This is a genomic window from Trinickia fusca (genome assembly GCF_003628145.1).
GTDB lineage: Bacteria > Pseudomonadota > Gammaproteobacteria > Burkholderiales > Burkholderiaceae > Trinickia > Trinickia fusca.
On sequence record NZ_RBZV01000013.1, the window covers coordinates 78,891 to 96,624 of the forward strand.

The window sequence follows — 17,734 nt, forward strand, 5'->3', positions numbered from 1 at the left end:
CGTTCAGTGCACCCTTGCCCCGCTACTTCGCCATGCACTATCTGCCGATCCTGCTGCAGCTCGCCATCGTCTATCTCGTCGCAGCCGCGACGCCCGGACCCAACTTCTTCATGGTCACGCAGCTGTCGCTGGCCGGACGGCGCGGGCTCGGGGCGGCGTCGGCGCTCGGCGTCAGCACGGCGTCGATGATGTGGGCGACGCTGGCCATGGCCGGCGTCTCGGCACTCTTGCAACGCGTCGAATGGCTCTACGCGGGCATTCGCATCGGCGGCGCCATTTATATCGTCTACTTCGGCATCAAGCTGCTGCGCGCGAGCACGCGGCCCGATGCGGCAAACTCGCAGGTTCGGGCGCCCGAAACGGTGCCGCACGATGCGGCCGCCTACCTGCGGGCGTACCGCACGGGGCTGCTGACCTGCGTGACGAATCCCAAATCGTGCGCGTTCTGGACCAGCGTATTCGCCGCGATGTTTCCCACGCATCCGCCGCTTTGGTTCTACGGCGCCGTGCTCGCGCTGATCGGCCTGCTGGCCGCCGGCTGGTACGTCGGCGTCGCGCTGATGTTCGCGACCGAGCGCACGCAACGCGGCTACCGCCGGTTGCGCCGGCCCATCGATGCACTGTGCGGTGCAGCGCTGGTCGGGTTCGGCGCCAAGCTGTTTGCGGAGCGCTGAAATCGCGCGCGGCAGGCCGGTGTGACCCCGTCCCGGGCGATGATGCGGCGGGCGCGTTAAAATAGCGCGATTGCGCGTCGTTGCGACGCGACCTGGTAAGCGCTGCGCGCGAGCCCTCGGCAACCCGGGCGCTCGTCAGCAAGGCGCCTCGGCGCTCTCTCCTCGCACTCAACCCTAGCCATGAGCAACCTGAATTCACAAACCGTCCTCTCCGTCCATCACTGGACCGACACGCTCTTCAGCTTCACCTGCACCCGCGACGCGTCGTTCCGCTTCGAAAACGGCCAATTCACGATGGTGGGCCTGGAAGTGGACGGCAAGCCGCTCATTCGCGCCTACAGCATGGCGAGCGCGAACTATGAAGAGAATCTCGAATTCCTCAGCATCAAGGTGCAAGACGGCCCGCTGACGTCCCGCCTGCAACACCTGAAGGTGGGCGACCAGGTGCTGATCGGCAAGAAGCCGACCGGCACGCTGATGGCCGACAACCTGCTGCCCGGCAAGACGCTGTGGCTGCTCTCGACGGGCACGGGCCTCGCGCCGTTCATGTCCATCATCAAGGACCCGGACGTCTACGACCGCTATGAAAAGGTCGTGCTCACGCATACCTGCCGCTTCGTCGACGAGCTCGCGTACAAGGAATACATCACCGACCACCTGCCGGCCCACGAGCACATCGGCGAGATCGTGCGCGAAAAGCTCATCTACTACCCGACGGTCACGCGTGAAACGTTCCACAACCGTGGCCGCATCACCGAGCTCATCGATACGCAGAAGCTGTTCTCGGATCTGAACGTACCGCCGTTCTCGCTCGAAAACGACCGCGTCATGCTGTGCGGCAGCCCGCACATGCTGCGCGACACGCGTGAACTGCTCGACTCGATGGGCTTCCAGGAAGGCAGCAACAACGAGCCGGGGCACTACGTCGTGGAGAAGGCATTCGTCGGCTGATTCCGTCGCAAAGGCCCGCGCCGCTTGTGCGGGCCAGGCAGTCCCCCCGCCTATGAACCGGAGCCCTTGGGCTCCGGTTTTTTTTCGTCCCGTCTGATTCGCCAGCGCCTGTTACATTTCCATGGGACGCCTGCTACCTTTCGTCGTAAGACTTTTTCCTACAGCGTAACAATCGGCACTTGTCAATCGGTGCTTCGCGAAACGTTGTAAGCCTTGCTGTGTCTGATATTTTCCTAAATTTGAGATATCATCCGGCCCGTAGGTAAATCGAATGAAAACGATTCAATCTATACGAACGAATTGTTACCAGATGTAAATAACGTTACGCCGAACTGTAGTCGTTTTGCCGTTTCGGCAGCGTCGAATTTGCCGGGCTGGCTTGCCCGCGATGCGTAAGGCGTCTGGCCGATTTCCTCCGAGAAAGGGAACAAGGAAGAACATGGACACGTCGATGGTCGTCTTGCTCAATGCAAACGGCTTACCCGCTGCGGAGCAGGATGTCGGTGGCATCGCGGCACCGCGCCGCAAGGCCGCGTCCGGCGACGCGCGTGAGGCCGAGCGCCTGCGAAAGCAACTGCGCGAGCTCGCGGCCGAACTCGTCGGCGTGCGTGAGGCCGCCCGCCTTTCGCTTGCGCGGGAGCTGCACGACAGCGTCGGCGCCGAGCTGACCGCCGCCCGCTTTGCACTTGCGAATCTCGCGCTGCGGCTGCCGGCGGAAGCGGGCACCGCCTGCGCCGATGCGCTGGCCGTCGCGACGCGTTCGCTCGACGCCGCCAGCGATGCGACCGCGCGCGTCGTGGCAGACATGCACGCGCCAGGCCTCGAGGGCGGCGGTGTCGTCGCGACGCTCGCCCAGTGGACGCAGGGCTTTGCCGAGCGCACGGCGCTGCGCACGAGTTTCGTGTGTCCGGCCGACGTGCGCCTGACGCAACTGCCCCACGATGCGGCACTCGCCGTGTTCCGCGCCGCCCAGGAAGCCCTGAACAACATCGCCAAGCACGCCGGCGCCACGCGGGCCGACGTACGAATTCAAGCCGATGCGCACTACCTCACGTTGATCGTCGAAGACGACGGCTGCGGCCTGACCAAGCATGCGCGCCGCTCGCGCCGCGGTTTCGGCCTGGCCGGCATGCGTGCACGCTGCGCGGCGTTCGGCGGCACGCTGCGCCTCGTCTCCCGCAACGGGCAGCCCCCTGCCGACGCAGGGGGTAAGCGCGCGCGCACGGCGCACGGCACGACGGTGCGCGCACGCTTTAGCTGGACATCCCTTTTGAAGACGGCAGCGACGCAAGGCGCGATGCCGTCCAATGTGGCAGCAGTGAGGTAAGCCATGTCGTTTCGTATCCTGCTCGTGGACGATCACGCCATCGTGCGTCAGGCAGTCCGGCAGTTGCTGTTGACCAGTGGCGTCGCACGCGAAGTCGTCGAAGCCGAGACTGGTGCGCAAGCGCTCGCGAGCCTCGACGACCAGGCCTTCGACGTGATCCTGCTCGACATCTCGCTGCCCGACGTGAACGGCGTCGAAGTGCTCAAGCGCGCCAAGCGCAAGGCGCCGCGCACGCCGATCATGATGTTCTCGATGTATCCGGAAGATCAGTACGCGGTGCGCTCGCTGAAGGCTGGCGCGGCCGGATATCTGTCGAAGACGGTGACGGCCGCGCAGATGATCGACGCAATCCGTCAGGTCGCCACCGGCCGCAAATATGTGAGCCCCGCGCTGGCCGAAGCGCTGGCCGATTACGTGTCGTTCGACAACGAGCAGATGCCGCACGAGAAGCTGTCCGACCGCGAGTACCAGACGCTGTGCATGCTGGCCTCCGGCAAACGGCTGACCGACATCGCGCATGCGCTGTCGCTGTCGGTCAAAACGGTCAGCGTCTACCGCTCGCGGCTGCTCGAGAAGATGAAACTGCGCAACAACGCGGAGCTCACGTTCTACGTGATGAGCAACCGGCTCGTCGACCTGAACCCGGCCATGACGGCCTGACCATTACGCAAGAACCCCGTTTTGCCGCAGGCCCGGTATCGCTTGCCGCGGCCTGCTTTTCGCTTCATGCCTCGCTTCATGCTTCGTTTCACCACCCGCCGAACCTCTGCGCTTTACCGCATTTGCGTCCCTCGCCCCGCCGCGCCACTTCATTCGGTCTGAAATTGCCTCAGACCTTTCGGAGCCGCAAGTCGGGCAAGCCGTATCCGCTAAAATCAAAGGTTCGCACATAGCCGCCACGCACCAAGAAGGTGCGCTTCATAGGAGACCCCCATCGTATGTCCCTCTTTCGCAAGAAAAACGTCGAACAGATGATCGCCAGTGCCCAAGGCACCGGCTTGAAGAAGGCGCTCGGCGCGCTCGATCTGACGTTCCTTGGCATCGGCGCCATCATCGGCACGGGTATTTTCGTGCTGACCGGCACCGGCGCCGTGCAAGCGGGCCCGGCTTTGATGATCGCGTTCGTGATCGCCGCCATCGCCTGCGCGTTGTCCGGTCTGGCCTATGCCGAATTCGCGTCGACGATTCCCGTTGCCGGCTCGATCTACACCTACTCGTATGCGACGCTCGGCGAACTGGCGGCCTGGGTGATCGGTTGGGATCTCATGCTCGAGTACGGCCTCGCCACCTCGGCTGTCGCGGTCGGCTGGTCCGGCTACCTGCAGTCGCTGCTCGCGGGCTTCGGCCTGAAGCTGCCCGTCTTGCTGACGGCCGCGCCCGGCGCAGTGCCCGGCGCCTTCACGCTGTTCAACCTGCCCGCTTTTCTCGTGGTGATGGTCATCACGACGCTGCTGTCGGTCGGCGTGCGCGAATCGACGCGCGTCAACAATTTGATGGTGGCAATCAAGGTCGCGGTCGTGCTGGCCGTGATCGCGGTCGGCGTGTTCCACGTGCGTCCGGCCAACTGGCACCCGTTCATGCCGAACGGCTGGCACGGTGTGTTCGGCGCGGCCGCCGTGATGTTCTTCGCGTTCATCGGCTTCGACTCGGTCTCCTCTGCCGCTGAAGAAGTGAAGAACCCGAAGCGGGATCTGCCGATCGGCATCATCGCCTCGCTGGCCGTCTGCGCCGTGCTGTACGTGGCCGTCGCGGCCGTCGTCACGGGCATCGTACCCGCGGCGCAATTCGCTTCGATCTCGCACCCGGTGTCGTACGCACTGCAAGTGGCCGGCGAGAACTGGGTCGCCGGCTTCATCGATCTCGGCGCCGTCCTCGGCATGCTGACCGTCATCCTCGTGATGAGCTACGGCCAGACCCGCATCATCTTCGCGATGTCGCGCGACGGCCTGCTGCCGAAAACGCTCTCGAGCGTGCATCCGCGCTTTGCGACGCCGTTCAAGACGACCTGGATGGTCGGCCTCTTCTTCGGCCTCATCGGCGCACTCGTGCCGCTGAACGTGCTCGCCGAGCTCATCAACATCGGCACGCTGGCCGCGTTCTCGATGGTGTCGATCGCCGTGCTGGTGCTGCGTCGCACGCACCCCGAGCTGCCGCGCGCGTTCCGCTGCCCCGGCGTGCCCGTCGTGCCGATTCTGGCCGTCGCTGCATGCGTGTTCCTGATGGTCAATCTGCAACCGGTCACGTGGATCGCGTTCGGCGTCTGGCTCGTGATCGGCATGCTCGTCTACTTCGGTTACTCGCGCCGCCGCTCGCTGCTCGCGCACGGCCAGACGCAGCGCTAAGTCGTACCGCCACCGTGCGGCGCCTGGCGGCCGCGGCACGGCAGGCTCCCAACGGCATCTTCGATCACGATCGGAGATGCCGTTTTTTTTCGCCCCTCGACGAACACGGGTCGCAACGCATCACGTGCGCCGACGCACGGACCCGTCGGTAGCCGCACGGTTCATAATGGCAGATGGCCGGTTACGCCGGCGCGCACCGGCCGTCCTTCTGAGAGGAGCAACGCAATGGAATTGACGGAAAGCTACACGTTGCCCGTGCCGCCGCAGCGTGCATGGGAAGCGCTTACCGATGCCGCAGTCCTGCGTGCGTCGATTCCCGGCTGCGAGCGCATGGAGGCCAACGGCGAGCACGCCTATGCCTTGGCGATGGACGTTTCGCTGGGTGGGGTCAAGGCACGGTTCAAGGGACACATGCGCATGACGGATATCGACGCGCCGCGCGCCTGCACGCTGCTCTTCGAGGGCGAGCCGGCAAGCGTGGGCAGCGGCAGCGCGCAACTAAGGCTTGAACCCGAGGGCAGCGCTTCTACGACGCTCTCGTGCACGACGCAGGCGAAAGTCGGCTTGAACGGTCCCGATGCCGCGAGCGAAGCCGACGGCACGGTGCGTGCGATTGCAGACGAGTTCGTGCGATGCTTCGCCGCGCACATCACAGGCGAAGATAGGGAGGCACCGCAACCGCCTGAACCGTCGGTGCAGCATGCGGCCGTCGCCGAGTCGGCCCCGGCCGGCCGCGGTGAGAAGTCGCAAAAGGCCTGGACCGCCCGGTTCTGAGCACGAGCGCGGGAGGGTGGGGTGCCGCTTGGACGGCGCGCCGCTAAATCCCGCGCTTTTTCGTTCTTCTTCGGCCATCCGCCAACCATCCCCGGGGGCGCGCCGTCAAAGCCCCTAAGAAATCCCTAAATCAAGAAGAAGGCAACAGTGGATACGGCGCCTCGGGGCCGCTCGATGCGGGCCCGCCGCCGTTCACCGTCGGTGTCGCCTCGTCCGACTGCGCGCCCTGCTCATCGTCGGCGGCACCGCTTTCGAGCCGATACAGCCAGGCCAGCAGTTCCGCGACGGCCTGATACAGCTGCGGCGGAATGCGCGAATCGAGATCGACCTGCATCAGCAGCGACACCATCTCCGGCGCCCGATGCACATAAAGCCCCGCTTCCTGCGCGCGCTGCACGATCATCTCGGCCACCAGGCCATAGCCCTTGGCGATGACGCGCGGAGCGTCGCCGCCGCCCTTGTCGTCGTAGGCGAGCGCGGCGGCGCTCATGCGGCGAGCGGGGCTCATGGAGCGCTCCAGTCGAAAGGATCGTCGAACAGGCGGTCGAGCGGCGAGCGCGCAGTGCTACGCGTGGGGTTGCCCGCGTCGGCTGTGCGAGCCGGCTCAGCCGAGCGGGCCGGCTCAGCCGAGCCCGTCTGCTGCGGCTCGACGGCATCGCGCGCATCGGCATCCGCCGCCTCGGCTGCGGCGCGGGCATAGGCCGAAGTCGCCGCCTGGGCGGCGCCACCCGCAGCCGGCGCTGTGCCGCCGATTTCGCGAATCGACAGACCGGCCAGCTGAATGCCAGCCGCCTCGAGCCGCCGGCCGAACGCAGCTCCGCCTGTGGCCAGCCGCGCCGCACCACCCGGACTCGCCAGCACGCGCACGACGAGTTGCGTGCCACGCAACGCGAGATCGGCATCGACAGTGCCGAGCGTCGGCAACGCCAGTGTGACGCGCGTCCGCCAGGCCGGCTCGTCGTCATCGGGCTCTTCGCCCGCGCGCGCGCCGCGGTCTCGCTCGGGCTCGATGGTCCAGTCAAGCTTGGCGCCGGGCCAGACCTCGCCGGTCCAGCGAAATTGCTGAGTCGCCAGCAGATCGAGCTGCTGGCGCACGAGTGGGATCGTCGCGGGATGGATCGAGGCGGCAATCGACGCAGGCGCGCCCGGCAAGGCAGCGCCTGCATGGGCCGCGCCAGCGCCGGACGACGCGTCGCCCGCGGCGTTATCGGCCATCGAGCGCGCGAACGCGGAGCCAGGCGCCGGATTGGCGTACGCCGACAGATTCAAATTTGGCGGCGGCGAAAACGCCGCCAGCAGTTGCGCGGCACCGCCGTGGGGCGGCATGAATGCGCCGGGTAGCGGGCTGCCGGGCGCGTTCGTGCCAGGCGGCATGCCGGGCCAGTTGCCAGCGGCGGCGTCAAGAGGCGACGCGTCGGCCGAGTCGCTCCAGTCGAGCGGCAACTGCGCGGCTTGCGCGGCCAGCCGCGTCTGCGGTTCGCTCGCGAGCGCCTCAGCCGAATAGCGGCCGCTTAGCCATCCGGCAAGATGTGATTCGTAAAAGAGGCCCGTATCGGCGACAGTCTTCTCGAGCGCGGCGGCGAGCGCGTCGACGGGTAGCTGGGCCGCCGTCGTCGCGGCAAGCGCGGTGGTCCCCGACGTGGCAGTCGCCGCCGAAGACGCACCGGCCGCAGTCGATGCACTGCCGGCCGCGGCCTCGGCATCGGCGGCAAAAAGCCCGCTGGCGGCCGCCGGCACGTTGATGGCAGGTGGCGCAGGCCAGATCGGCGCTTCGCCGATGACGGCGGGCGTGGCTTCGCCGCCAAAACGCGAGATCGCGTCGAGCGTGAGAGCGACTTCGGAGAGTACGGCCTGGGCGGAGGCCGGTGGTGCGGTGTCGGCGAGCGGTACGGCGCCGGCGACATCAAGGGGCGTGTCGGCGCTGAGCGCGGAGGTCCCCGTCTGCGCAGCCGCCGTGCGCGAGCCCGCGGTGACGCCGTCGAGCAGGCTGTCGATGCGGCTCGCGATCGCAGAGGCGATCGCCGTGTCGATTCCAGTCATGCCGCGTCCTTAACTGGGCCTGCTTCGATGCCGCGTCACGCGGCGGATGGGAGAAAAAATGCCGAAACCGGCCTGTTCGCGGTGCGTGACGGAGCGCTTAGCCCACGCCGTACATTTCTTTCAGCACATGTGCCGGGCGTTGCGCCGAAAACAGCGCCGAGAGCCGCGCGACGCTCGGATTGGCGAGATCGCGGATCGCGGCATCGTCGGCAAGAATCTGGCGAATCAGATCGTACTTGCGCAGGCGCTCGCCTTCGTCGAGCGCGACGCCCGCATCGGCGTCAAGCAGCGCATCGACGTGCCGACGGTACTCGTCCTGCAATTCGAGCAGGTCGTTCCAAAGCGCATCGCGGGCGGCGACCAGCATCCTGGCCGAAATCGCCGCAATCGCTTCGTAGCGCTCGAAATAGTCTGATTTCGAATTCATCGTTGGCTATCCGCCTGGGCTGACATGGCCGCCTTCGCAACTTCAGCGCCGATGCCGATCCAGGCTTCTTCGAGTGTCGCGAGCAAACCGTCCACTTCGAGCAGCATCGCATCGCTCTGCTCGATGTTCGCCTGCAACAAGCGTCGCGACATGTAAGTGTAGAGCGCGTCGAGTCGCTGCGCGATCTCGCCTCCCACCTCCAGATTCAGCGATGCCTGCAAGCCGCTGGTGACGATGTCGATTGCCTTGCCGATCGCTTCGCCGCGCGGGCCGATATTGCCCTGCTCCATATGCATGCGCGCGCGAGCGATCGCCTGTCTCGCGCCTTGGTACAGCATGAGAATCAGACGATGCGGATTCGCGCCCATCACCCCTGTCTCGACGCCGACGCGCGCGTACGCGCTCGCTCCAGCGTGTCCTTGGGAAAACATTGGCGCCACTCCTTCTTGTTGGGACGGTTGCAGTGGTTGACGAAACGGGTGCAACCTCGCTCCGCCAACGGTTGCAACCTTGCTGGCAGAGCGGCCTTGAGGCCGCGCCGGGCGGTGCGGCCAGTTGGCGTCGCACCTTATAACGCGGTTATCGGATTACCGCGCCAAAGCTTTAGGCACCTCGACGAAACCCTCTGGACAATCGCGCGGCAAGCGGCTCGCGCGTCAAATCGACATCTGCATGATGTCGTTGTAGGCGGTCACGAGCTTGTTGCGCACCTGCAAGCCGAACTGAAAGCCGACGTTGGCTTTCTGCATGTCGACCATCACGTCGTTGAGCGACACGTTCGCCGCGCCGAGTTCGAACGCCTGCGATTCGCCGATCGCCTTTTGCTGATCGCCGCTGATCTTGTCGAGCGAGTGCTTGAGCGCTTGCGCGAAGCTGCCGGTGCCGACTGGCGCCGTCTGTTCGCCGAGCGAAGGGGCTGCCTTGCTGCCTGCTGCCTCGGTCGCCATCGACTGCATTTGCTGCAACGCAGACGTCAGCGGATTGACTGGCACGGTCATGGTGTCTCCATGGAGAAAAAGGACAAAGCAAGGATCGGGGGGGCGGCGTCCGGGCGCTAGAGGCTCGTCTGACCACTACCCGATCACGGAGAGGAGCATAGCCCGCGCATCCATTTGCAAACCCGGGAAACTAGGGGGAAAACCCGCTTCTATTCGACTGATAGGCTTGCGCGCCCGTATGGATAATGCCCCTCGTGAAAGTGTCCGTCAGTGGCTGTTCCGCATGGCCCGCCGAGACACCCCCGCATCCCCGGAGAACCCCGACGCATGGATTCGCAGGCCAACTCTTTGATCAACCCCGATGCCCGCATGGGCCTCGCGGGCGCACAGCCGGGCGCCGCCCCGGCTGGCGCGCTCCAGGGCACGGGCGCCGGTACGGGCGCAGCTGACCTCGGCGGTTTCGCGCAGCGGTTTTCGTCGCTTTCGCAAATGCGCAGCAACCCGCGCGCGCCACTGATCTTCGCTGTTGCCGTGCTGGTCGCGGTCGTCGCCGCGCTCGTCATGTGGACCCACTCGCCCGACTATCGCGTCCTTTACAGCAGCCTGTCGGATCAGGACGGGGGCGCCATCATTGCTGCATTGCAGCAAGCAAACGTTCCCTACAAGTTCTCCGACGGCGGCGGCGCGATCCTGATTCCGGCCGACCAGGTCAACGAAACGCGGCTGCGTCTGGCTGCGCAGGGCCTGCCCAAGAGCGGCTCGGTCGGCATGGAACTGATGGACAACGAGAAGTTCGGCATCAGCCAGTTCGCCGAACAGGTCAATTATCAGCGCGCGCTCGAAGGTGAACTCGAGCGCACGATCCAGTCGATCTCCGTCGTGCGCCAGGCGCGCGTGCATCTGGCCATTCCGAAGCCGACCGTATTCGTGCGCGAGCGCGAAGCGCCGTCGGCGTCGGTGCTCGTCAATCTGTATCCCGGCCGCACGCTCGATGAAGGACAGGTGCTCGCCATCACCCACATGCTGTCCTCGAGCGTGCCGAACCTGCCCGTCAAGAACGTCACGATCGTCGATCAGGACGGCAACCTGCTCACGCAGCCGAGTTCGGGCTCGGGGCTGGACGCGACGCAGCTCAAATATGTCCAGCAGGTCGAGCGCAACACGCAGCAACGCATCGACGCGATCCTCGCGCCGCTGTTCGGCAGCGGCAACGCCCACTCGCAGGTGAGCGCCGATATCGATTTTTCGCAGCACGAGCAGACGGCCGAAACGTACGGCCCGAACGGCAGCCCGCAGCAGGCGGCGATCCGCAGCCAGCAGACGAGCTCGGCCACCGAAACGTCGCAAAGCGCCGCCGGTGGCGTGCCCGGCGCGCTGTCGAACACGCCGCCGCAGCCGGCTTCGGCGCCGATCGTCGCAGCCAGCGGCGCGAGCGCGGCGTCGGCGCCCACGACGCCGCTCAGCGAACGCAAGGATGCCACGACGAACTACGAGCTCGACAAGCGCGTCTCGCACACCGAGCAGTCGATGGGCGGCGTCAAGCGCCTGTCTGCGGCCGTCGTGATCAATTACCAGCGCGTCGTCGATGCGAAGGGCCATGCGACGATGCAGCCGCTCCCCCCCGAGAAGCTCGCACAGGTCGAGCAGCTCGTGAAGGACGCGATGGGCTACGACGTCAAACGCGGCGACTCGGTCAACATCGTCAACAGCGCATTCTCTGCCGACGTCGATCCGCTCGCGGACCTGCCGTGGTGGCGCCAGCCCGAGATCGTCTCGATGGCGATCCAGGCCGCCAAGTGGCTCGGCATCGGTCTCGTGGGTCTCGTCATCTACCTGGCGATGGTCAAGCCCGCACTCAAGCGCGCGTTCCCGCCGCCCGAGCAAGCTGCCGAAGGCGCTGCGGCCGGCGTGGGCAGCCCCGACGAGCCCGTGCTGCTCGACGGCATCCCGACAAACGCCGCAGGCGCCGCAGCTGGCGCGCTCGAAGGCGACGATGTCGAGCTCAACCTGCTCGCCTTCGAAAACGAGAAGCACAAATTCGAACGGAACCTCGATTACGCGCGGACCATCGCGCGTCAGGATCCGAAGATCGTAGCGACGGTTGTCAAGAATTGGGTGTCTGATGAGCGCTGAAGGCGTAGTGAAGAGCGCGCTCCTGCTGATGTCGATCGGCGAGGAAGAGGCCGCGCAAGTGTTCAAGTTCCTCGCGCCGCGCGAGGTGCAGAAGATCGGCGCCGCGATGGCCGCGCTGAAGAACGTGACGCGCGAGCAGGTCGAGACGGTGCTGCAAGACTTCGTGAAGGAAGCCGAGCAGCACACGGCGATGTCGCTCGATTCGGGCGACTACATCCGCTCGGTGCTCACGAAGGCGCTCGGCGAAGACAAGGCCGGCGCGCTGATCGACCGCATCCTGCAAGGCAGCGACACGAGCGGCATCGAAGGCCTCAAGTGGATGGATTCGCCGGCCGTGGCCGAGCTGATCAAGAACGAGCACCCGCAGATCATCGCGACGATCCTCGTGCACCTGGACCGCGATCAGGCCTCGGAGATCACCGCGAGCTTCACCGAGCGGCTACGCAATGACGTGCTGCTGCGGATCGCGACCCTCGACGGCATTCAGCCGGCCGCGCTGCGCGAGCTCGACGACGTGCTGACAGGCTTGCTCTCGGGCAGCGACAACCTCAAGCGCAGCCCGATGGGCGGCATCCGCACGGCGGCCGAAATCCTGAACTTCATGACGAGCGTGCACGAGGAATCGGTGCTCGAGAACGTCAAGCAGTACGACGCGGACCTCGCGCAGAAGATCATCGACCAGATGTTCGTGTTCGAGAACCTGCTCGACCTCGAAGACCGCGCGATCCAACTGCTGCTCAAGGAAGTCGAATCCGAGGCGCTCATCATCTCGCTCAAGGGTGCGCCGCCCGCGCTGCGTCAGAAGTTCCTCTCGAACATGTCGCAACGTGCCGCCGAACTGCTCGCCGAGGATCTCGACGCGCGCGGCCCGGTTCGCGTGTCCGAAGTCGAAACGCAACAGCGCCGTATCCTGCAGATCGTGCGCAATCTGGCCGAGAGCGGCCAGATCGTGATCGGCGGCAAGGCGGAAGATGCTTATGTCTGATTCCGGGCGTCCGTCGAAGGTGCCGGTCACAGCGTATCAGCGCTGGGAGATGGCATCGTTCGACCCGCCACCGCCCCCTCCGCCCGAACCCGTCGACAACAGCGCGTTCGAAGCCGAGCTCCAGCGCCTGCGCGACGACGCGCACGCACAGGGTCTCGCCTCGGGCCATGTAGCGGGCCAGGCACTCGGCTACCAGGCCGGCTTCGACCAGGGGCACGCGCAAGGCCTCGAGAAGGGCCGTCTGGAAGCCCATGCCGAAGCCACACGGCTCGCTGGGCTGGCCGATGCTTTCAAGGCCGCGCTCGACGGCGCGCAGAACGAAATGGCCGAGACGCTCGTCGCGCTGGCGCTCGATATCGCCCAGCAGGTCGTGCGTCAGCACATCGCGCACGATCCGGCCGCCCTCGTGGCCTGCGCGCGGGAAGTGCTGGCGGCCGAGCCGCCACTCTCGGGCGCACCGCAACTGATCGTCAACCCGGCCGATTCGCCGATCGTCGAAGCCTATCTGCAAGCCGAGCTCGAGACGCTCGGCTGGAATGTACGTACCGATTCGACGATCGAGCGCGGCGGTTGCCGTGCTCAGGCGGCGACCGGTGAAATCGACGCGACCGTCGGCACGCGCTGGCAGCGCGTGGCGGCCGCGCTCGGCAAAGTGAGCCCGTGGTGAGCGCGCAAACGGCCGAAGCCCTGTTCGCGAACGGCTTGTCGCCGCTCGAGGTCGAGCTCGCACTCGCATCGTTCGGCCCTGAAGATGCGCCAGCGGCAGAGGCGGCAGCCGCTGCTGCCGGCGCTCGCACCAGCGCCGAGCGCTCGGCCCACGATATCGTTGCCGTGCAGCACGATCCGGCGCTCGCGAACAACCCGCACCTGAACGCCTGGCGCGCACGTCTGGACGGCTTGCGCCGCCGCAACGCCCTCGCGCGGCCGCTCTCGAACTGCGGACGCCTCACGCGCGCGGCTGGCCTCGTGCTCGAGGCCATTGGCCTGCGGCTCGCCGTCGGGGCCGAATGCATGATCGAGCTGCCCCCGGGCAGCACGCGCGAGATGGCCGAGGCCGAAGTGGTCGGCTTTGCCGGCGAGCGCCTGTTTCTGATGCCGACGACCGAAGTCGCGGGCCTGCTGCCCGGCGCGCGTGTCTATCCGCGCGAGAGCGCACCGCTTGCCGATCCGCTGGCGGGCGCCAAGCGCCTGCCGGTCGGCTGGGGCATGCTCGGGCGCGTCGTCGACTCGTCGGGCCGCCCGCTGGACGGGCTCGGCCCCCTCAACACCGAGGTCGACGCGCCGCTCTCGGCACCGTCGATCAACCCGCTGCAACGCGAGCCGATCCATCAGGTGCTCGACGTCGGCGTGCGCGCGATCAACGCTCTGCTGACAGTCGGACGTGGCCAGCGCATGGGTCTGTTCGCCGGCTCGGGGGTCGGCAAGTCGGTGCTGCTCGGCACCATGGCGCGCTACACGAGCGCCGAGGTGATCGTGATCGGCCTGATCGGCGAGCGTGGCCGCGAAGTGAAGGAATTCATCGAGCAGATCCTCGGCGAGGATGGGCTCGCGCGCTCGGTCGTCGTCGCGGCGCCGGCCGATGTCTCACCGCTCATGCGCATGCAGGGCGCAACCTATGCGACCTCGCTGGCCGAATACTTCCGCGACCAAGGCAAGCACGTGCTGCTGCTGATGGACTCGCTCACACGCTATGCGATGGCGCAGCGCGAGATCGCGCTCGCAATCGGCGAACCCCCGGCGACCAAGGGCTATCCGCCATCCGTTTTCGCGAAGCTTCCGGCGCTCGTGGAACGGACCGGCAACGGCCCGGCCGGCGGCGGCTCGATTACCGCGTTCTACACGGTGCTCACCGAAGGCGACGACCAGCAGGACCCGATCGCCGACTCGGCGCGCGCGATTCTCGACGGCCACATCGTGCTGTCACGCGCGCTGGCCGAATCGGGACACTATCCGGCGATCGACATCGAGCAATCGATCAGCCGGGCGATGACGGCGCTGATCGACGAGCATCATCTGGAGCGCGTGCGTGCGTTCAAGCAACTGCTCTCGCGCTACCAGCGCAATCGCGACCTCATCAACGTGGGCGCTTATTCGAGCGGGCGCGACGCGCTGCTCGACCATGCGATCGCGCTGTATCCGCGCATGGAAGCGTTCCTGCAGCAGGGTTTTCGCGAATGCGCACCGTTCTCGTCGAGCCTCACCATGCTCGATGCATTGTTTGAATGAAGGGCTGAAGGAGTTCGGCGATGTCGAAGCACTTTCCGATCAAGACGCTCATCGATCTGGCACAGAACGATGTCGACAGCGCGGCCAAGCAGTTGGGCCGCGTGCAGCGCGAGCGTGCGGACGTCGAGGCGCAGCTCGAGGCGCTGATTCGCTACCGGGACGAATACCACGCGAGTTTTTCGCAATCGGCGCAAACGGGCATGCCCGCGGGCAACTGGCGCAACTTCCAGGCGTTCATCGATACGCTCGACATGGCGATCGAGCAGCAACGGCGCCTGCTGGCCACGGCGACTTCGCGTGTCGAGGCGGCCAAGCCCGAGTGGCAGCGCCAGAAGCGCAAGCTCGGCTCGTACGAAGTCCTGCAAGCGCGCGGCGACGCGGCCGAAGCGCGCGTGCTCGCGCGTCGCGAGCAACGTGACGCCGACGAGCACGCCGCCAAGATGCTGCGCATGCGGCATGAAAATGTGAATTAACCGACCGTCGAAGCGCCGCATGGCGGACGCTTCACGAATGCGAGACCTATAAAGAAGAGGCATAGCTATGTCGCCCTTGTCCTTCCTCGGCGCCATTACCGGCGTCGGCAGCAGTGCCGCGAGCCCCGCTTCGAGCGCGGGCCAGGCGGCTGCGACGCCGTTTGCGCAGACCTTGCAGCAAAGCATCGACGCGCATCAGCCGCCGGCACCGCCGGCCGCCAAGAATGCCGGACCGGCGCCCAGCGCGCCAGCCGACAGCAACGCCTCGCAAGCGGCCAGCGGCAAAGACGCGTCGAGCAACGCCAGTTCCGGCGCAAACGGCGACACCTCGTCGAATGCATCGAACGGCTCATCGAACAGCGCCTCGAACGGCAGCACGCAGACGAGCCAGACGTCGCAAGCGGGCACGAACGGCAAGACCTCGGGCACCGCGTCGAACGACCAGCAGGCCAATCAAGCCCAGAACGCGGCGAACGATCCGAATTCCCCGGCCACTCAAGCCGCTGCGGCCGCGGCCGCGGCGGCGGCTGCTGCCGCACAGGCTCAAACGCAACAGAGCGCCGACACGACGGCTGCAAACGCCACAACGGGCACCACGTCCGTGGCATCCGCCAACGGCACCGACGCCGGCCAGAAGACGACGGCCGAACCCAAGACCGTGCGCGCAGCGCTCGAGGCAGCCCTCGCGGCTCAGATGGGCATGCAGGGCGCGACGGCAACGGGCGCAGCGGCCTCCCCCTCCGGCACGGTTGCGCTCGGCAACACCGGGAACGTGAACACCGGCAACCTCGGCAACGGCATCGGCGCGCCGCCGCTCGCCTACAAGACGCTGAGCGCGCTGACGGGCCAAGGCAAGAACGGCAACGCACTGGCAGCCAATGCCGCCGACGCCGGCAAAGCCGCAGCGCAAGGCGCCGTTGCGGCGCAGGACGGCACGGCTGCCGAGGCGGCCCAGGCGCTGGCAGCGGGCGCGGCCGGGACGAACGACAGCGCGGGCAGCTTTGCCGCGCTCAAAGATACGGCCGAAGCCACACGTGCGGCGCTCGCCGCCACGCAAGCGGCAGCCGCCTCGAACGCCGCCAACGCCGCGACCCAAGCGAGCACGCCGAACGTGCAGGCCGCCGGCGCCAACGCCGCTGCTTCGCTGGCGCCGCCAGTCGGCACGCCCGATTGGGAAGACGCACTGAGCCAGAAGGTCGTGTTCCTGTCGAGCGCGCATCAGCAGAGCGCCGAGCTCACACTCAATCCGCCCGATCTGGGCCCGCTGCAAGTGGTGCTGCAAGTCGCCGAAAATCACGCGCACGCGCTGTTCGTCTCGCAACACCCACAAGTGCGCGAAGCGATCGAGGCCGCGCTGCCGAAGCTGCGCGACGCGCTCGAAGCAGGCGGGCTCGGCCTGGGCAGCGCAAGCGTCAGCGACGGCTTCGCCCGCCAGGCCAATCAGCAGCAAAACGGCGGCGGCCAGGGGGGCGGCAAGAACCGCGGCAATTCGTCGGGCGACGAGGTGGGCGAAGCGGTGTCCGCCACGAACATCGCCACGCCGCGGCGCACAGTCGGCATCGTCGATACGTTCGCCTGAACGTCGCCTATCCCGCACCCAGTGCCCTACACGCAGCGCGCTGTGACGCGAGGCCTTCCACGGCCCGCGCCGCAGCGCGCGCTTGCCAGCCCATTCTCCTTGCCTGACCTTCATCGCCGCCCGTGACGTGCGCGGCGACGCTGCGTTCGCGGCTCACCAGGCCAGGTTCCGCCCGCGATGCCCCAAACGCATGAGATGGCGTGCAATCCCCCCTCTTTTCGGCTTATCGCCGAGGCCGGCTTTAGCGAACAATTCACCCTACCGCACTTACGCAACGCAACGTCATGGCCTCCACGACCGTAAACCAGCAAATCACTGCCACGCCGACGAAGTCGGGCGGTATCAAACGCCTCCTGATCATCGTGCTGATCGCGCTCGCCGCAGCCGGCGCCGCGGCGGCGGGCATGTACTTCTTCCTGCAAAAAGCGGGCGTCTCGCGGACCGTCGCCGCCCCGCCGCCTCCGCCGCCGGTGTTCTTCGCGCTGGAGCCGATGACCGTGAACCTGCTGTCCGACGACGGCCAGCACTATCTGCGCGTCGGCCTGTCGCTGAAGCTCGCCGACGAGAAGATGCAGGAGCACCTCACGCAGCACATGCCCGAGATCCGCAGCCGTATCCTGCTCGCGCTGTCGAACAAGCATCCCGAAGACCTCTCGACGCTCGACGGCAAGCGCAAGCTCGCGGACGAACTGGAAGCGCTGATCGAGCAGCCGACCGATGCCGGCACGCCGCCCGTGCGCGTCGAAAAGGTCCTCTTTACCGAATTCGTGGTCCAGTAGCGAGCAGCCCAGGCGCACCAGCGGCCGGGCTCGCACTTGACCGATCCACAGCCGCTTCTTACCAACCGAAAACTCAGGGACGAGGA

The 17,734-nt window shown here is 66.6% G+C and carries 18 protein-coding genes; 13 read left to right on the forward strand and 5 right to left on the reverse strand.

Annotation, left to right across the window (positions count from 1 at the left end; all coding sequences use genetic code 11):
* The first annotated feature begins 32 nt into the window (after window positions 1-32).
* The 6 genes from D7S89_RS22805 to D7S89_RS22830 all read left to right on the forward strand — a co-directional run bounded on the left by D7S89_RS22805 (window position 33) and on the right by D7S89_RS22830 (window position 6,068).
* Complete coding sequence (locus tag D7S89_RS22805) at window positions 33-674, forward strand: LysE family translocator (RefSeq protein WP_121281145.1); 642 nt, start codon at window positions 33-35, stop codon at window positions 672-674.
* Window positions 675-854: 180 nt separating this feature from the next.
* Complete coding sequence (locus D7S89_RS22810; protein WP_121281146.1) at window positions 855-1,625, forward strand: ferredoxin--NADP reductase; 771 nt, start codon at window positions 855-857, stop codon at window positions 1,623-1,625.
* Between the two features lie 439 nt (window positions 1,626-2,064).
* Window positions 2,065-2,952, forward strand: a complete 888-nt coding sequence (locus D7S89_RS22815) for a sensor histidine kinase (RefSeq protein ID WP_121281147.1) — start codon at window positions 2,065-2,067, stop codon at window positions 2,950-2,952.
* A gap of 3 nt (window positions 2,953-2,955) precedes the next feature.
* The gene (gene rqpR, locus D7S89_RS22820) at window positions 2,956-3,612 is read left to right on the forward strand and encodes a response regulator transcription factor RqpR (protein ID WP_121281148.1); all 657 of its coding nucleotides are present in this window, start codon (window positions 2,956-2,958) and stop codon (window positions 3,610-3,612) included.
* A gap of 278 nt (window positions 3,613-3,890) precedes the next feature.
* Window positions 3,891-5,294 carry a branched-chain amino acid transporter BcaP gene (bcaP, locus tag D7S89_RS22825; RefSeq protein WP_121281149.1) on the forward strand — a complete coding sequence of 468 codons (1,404 nt, stop codon included), beginning with the start codon at window positions 3,891-3,893 and terminating at the stop codon, window positions 5,292-5,294.
* A 225-nt stretch (window positions 5,295-5,519) separates the two neighbouring features.
* Window positions 5,520-6,068: an SRPBCC family protein gene (locus tag D7S89_RS22830; RefSeq protein ID WP_121281150.1), complete on the forward strand. Its 549-nt coding sequence runs from the start codon at window positions 5,520-5,522 to the stop codon at window positions 6,066-6,068.
* Between the two features lie 130 nt (window positions 6,069-6,198).
* On the opposite strand, the gene D7S89_RS22835 is transcribed toward D7S89_RS22830, so the two are convergent.
* The 5 genes from D7S89_RS22835 to fliE all read right to left on the reverse strand — a co-directional run bounded on the left by D7S89_RS22835 (window position 6,199) and on the right by fliE (window position 9,533).
* On the reverse strand, window positions 6,199-6,576 hold the full coding sequence (locus D7S89_RS22835; RefSeq protein WP_245983154.1) for an EscU/YscU/HrcU family type III secretion system export apparatus switch protein: 378 nt from the start codon (window positions 6,574-6,576) through the stop codon (window positions 6,199-6,201).
* Window positions 6,573-8,108, reverse strand: coding sequence for a flagellar hook-length control protein FliK (gene fliK / locus D7S89_RS22840; RefSeq protein ID WP_121281151.1), 1,536 nt, complete (start codon window positions 8,106-8,108; stop codon window positions 6,573-6,575). Before fliK ends, D7S89_RS22835 begins: the two co-directional genes overlap by 4 nt.
* Window positions 8,109-8,205: 97 nt before the next feature.
* The gene (locus tag D7S89_RS22845) at window positions 8,206-8,535 is read right to left on the reverse strand and encodes a flagellar protein FliT (RefSeq protein ID WP_121281152.1); all 330 of its coding nucleotides are present in this window, start codon (window positions 8,533-8,535) and stop codon (window positions 8,206-8,208) included.
* Window positions 8,532-8,966, reverse strand: a complete 435-nt coding sequence (gene fliS, locus D7S89_RS22850; protein ID WP_121281153.1) for a flagellar export chaperone FliS — start codon at window positions 8,964-8,966, stop codon at window positions 8,532-8,534. Before fliS ends, D7S89_RS22845 begins: the two co-directional genes overlap by 4 nt.
* Window positions 8,967-9,191: 225 nt before the next feature.
* Window positions 9,192-9,533 carry a flagellar hook-basal body complex protein FliE gene (fliE, locus tag D7S89_RS22855; RefSeq protein ID WP_121281154.1) on the reverse strand — a complete coding sequence of 114 codons (342 nt, stop codon included), beginning with the start codon at window positions 9,531-9,533 and terminating at the stop codon, window positions 9,192-9,194.
* A gap of 267 nt (window positions 9,534-9,800) precedes the next feature.
* Between fliE and fliF the strand changes: the two genes are divergently transcribed.
* The 7 genes from fliF to fliL all read left to right on the forward strand — a co-directional run bounded on the left by fliF (window position 9,801) and on the right by fliL (window position 17,648).
* Window positions 9,801-11,606: a flagellar basal-body MS-ring/collar protein FliF gene (gene fliF / locus D7S89_RS22860; protein ID WP_121281155.1), complete on the forward strand. Its 1,806-nt coding sequence runs from the start codon at window positions 9,801-9,803 to the stop codon at window positions 11,604-11,606.
* Entirely contained in the window at window positions 11,596-12,591 is a 996-nt protein-coding gene (gene fliG / locus D7S89_RS22865) for a flagellar motor switch protein FliG (RefSeq protein ID WP_121281156.1), read from the forward strand. The genes fliF and fliG overlap by 11 nt, the downstream gene beginning before the upstream one ends.
* A complete protein-coding gene (fliH, locus tag D7S89_RS22870; RefSeq protein ID WP_121281157.1) occupies window positions 12,584-13,258 on the forward strand; it encodes a flagellar assembly protein FliH in 675 nt (224 codons plus the stop codon). Before fliG ends, fliH begins: the two co-directional genes overlap by 8 nt.
* Window positions 13,255-14,817 (forward strand): flagellar protein export ATPase FliI, encoded by a 1,563-nt coding sequence (gene fliI / locus D7S89_RS22875; protein ID WP_121281197.1) that lies wholly within the window; start codon window positions 13,255-13,257, stop codon window positions 14,815-14,817. The genes fliH and fliI overlap by 4 nt, the downstream gene beginning before the upstream one ends.
* Before the next feature lie 20 nt (window positions 14,818-14,837).
* Window positions 14,838-15,290 carry a flagellar export protein FliJ gene (gene fliJ, locus D7S89_RS22880; RefSeq protein ID WP_121281158.1) on the forward strand — a complete coding sequence of 151 codons (453 nt, stop codon included), beginning with the start codon at window positions 14,838-14,840 and terminating at the stop codon, window positions 15,288-15,290.
* 67 nt (window positions 15,291-15,357) lie between these two features.
* Window positions 15,358-16,869 (forward strand): flagellar hook-length control protein FliK, encoded by a 1,512-nt coding sequence (locus D7S89_RS22885; protein ID WP_121281159.1) that lies wholly within the window; start codon window positions 15,358-15,360, stop codon window positions 16,867-16,869.
* 284 nt (window positions 16,870-17,153) lie between these two features.
* On the forward strand, window positions 17,154-17,648 hold the full coding sequence (fliL, locus tag D7S89_RS22890; RefSeq protein WP_121281160.1) for a flagellar basal body-associated protein FliL: 495 nt from the start codon (window positions 17,154-17,156) through the stop codon (window positions 17,646-17,648).
* Window positions 17,649-17,734 lie beyond the last annotated feature (86 nt).

Excerpts from the sequence above, each read along its gene's own strand:
- fliH (WP_121281157.1), top strand. The coding sequence starts at position 12,584 with ATGTCTGATTCCGGGCGTCCGTCGAAGGTGCCGGTCACAGCGTATCAG.
- D7S89_RS22835 (WP_245983154.1), bottom strand. The coding sequence starts at position 6,576 with ATGAGCCCCGCTCGCCGCATGAGCGCCGCCGCGCTCGCCTACGACGAC.
- fliE (WP_121281154.1), bottom strand. The coding sequence starts at position 9,533 with ATGACCGTGCCAGTCAATCCGCTGACGTCTGCGTTGCAGCAAATGCAG.
- bcaP (WP_121281149.1), top strand. The coding sequence starts at position 3,891 with ATGTCCCTCTTTCGCAAGAAAAACGTCGAACAGATGATCGCCAGTGCC.
- fliS (WP_121281153.1), bottom strand. The coding sequence starts at position 8,966 with ATGTTTTCCCAAGGACACGCTGGAGCGAGCGCGTACGCGCGCGTCGGC.
- fliJ (WP_121281158.1), top strand. The coding sequence starts at position 14,838 with ATGTCGAAGCACTTTCCGATCAAGACGCTCATCGATCTGGCACAGAAC.
- D7S89_RS22815 (WP_121281147.1), top strand. The coding sequence starts at position 2,065 with ATGGACACGTCGATGGTCGTCTTGCTCAATGCAAACGGCTTACCCGCT.
- D7S89_RS22805 (WP_121281145.1), top strand. The coding sequence starts at position 33 with ATGCACTATCTGCCGATCCTGCTGCAGCTCGCCATCGTCTATCTCGTC.
- fliG (WP_121281156.1), top strand. The coding sequence starts at position 11,596 with ATGAGCGCTGAAGGCGTAGTGAAGAGCGCGCTCCTGCTGATGTCGATC.
- rqpR (WP_121281148.1), top strand. The coding sequence starts at position 2,956 with ATGTCGTTTCGTATCCTGCTCGTGGACGATCACGCCATCGTGCGTCAG.
- D7S89_RS22885 (WP_121281159.1), top strand. The coding sequence starts at position 15,358 with ATGTCGCCCTTGTCCTTCCTCGGCGCCATTACCGGCGTCGGCAGCAGT.
- D7S89_RS22830 (WP_121281150.1), top strand. The coding sequence starts at position 5,520 with ATGGAATTGACGGAAAGCTACACGTTGCCCGTGCCGCCGCAGCGTGCA.
- D7S89_RS22845 (WP_121281152.1), bottom strand. The coding sequence starts at position 8,535 with ATGAATTCGAAATCAGACTATTTCGAGCGCTACGAAGCGATTGCGGCG.
- fliF (WP_121281155.1), top strand. The coding sequence starts at position 9,801 with ATGGATTCGCAGGCCAACTCTTTGATCAACCCCGATGCCCGCATGGGC.
- fliL (WP_121281160.1), top strand. The coding sequence starts at position 17,154 with ATGGCCTCCACGACCGTAAACCAGCAAATCACTGCCACGCCGACGAAG.
- D7S89_RS22810 (WP_121281146.1), top strand. The coding sequence starts at position 855 with ATGAGCAACCTGAATTCACAAACCGTCCTCTCCGTCCATCACTGGACC.
- fliK (WP_121281151.1), bottom strand. The coding sequence starts at position 8,108 with ATGACTGGAATCGACACGGCGATCGCCTCTGCGATCGCGAGCCGCATC.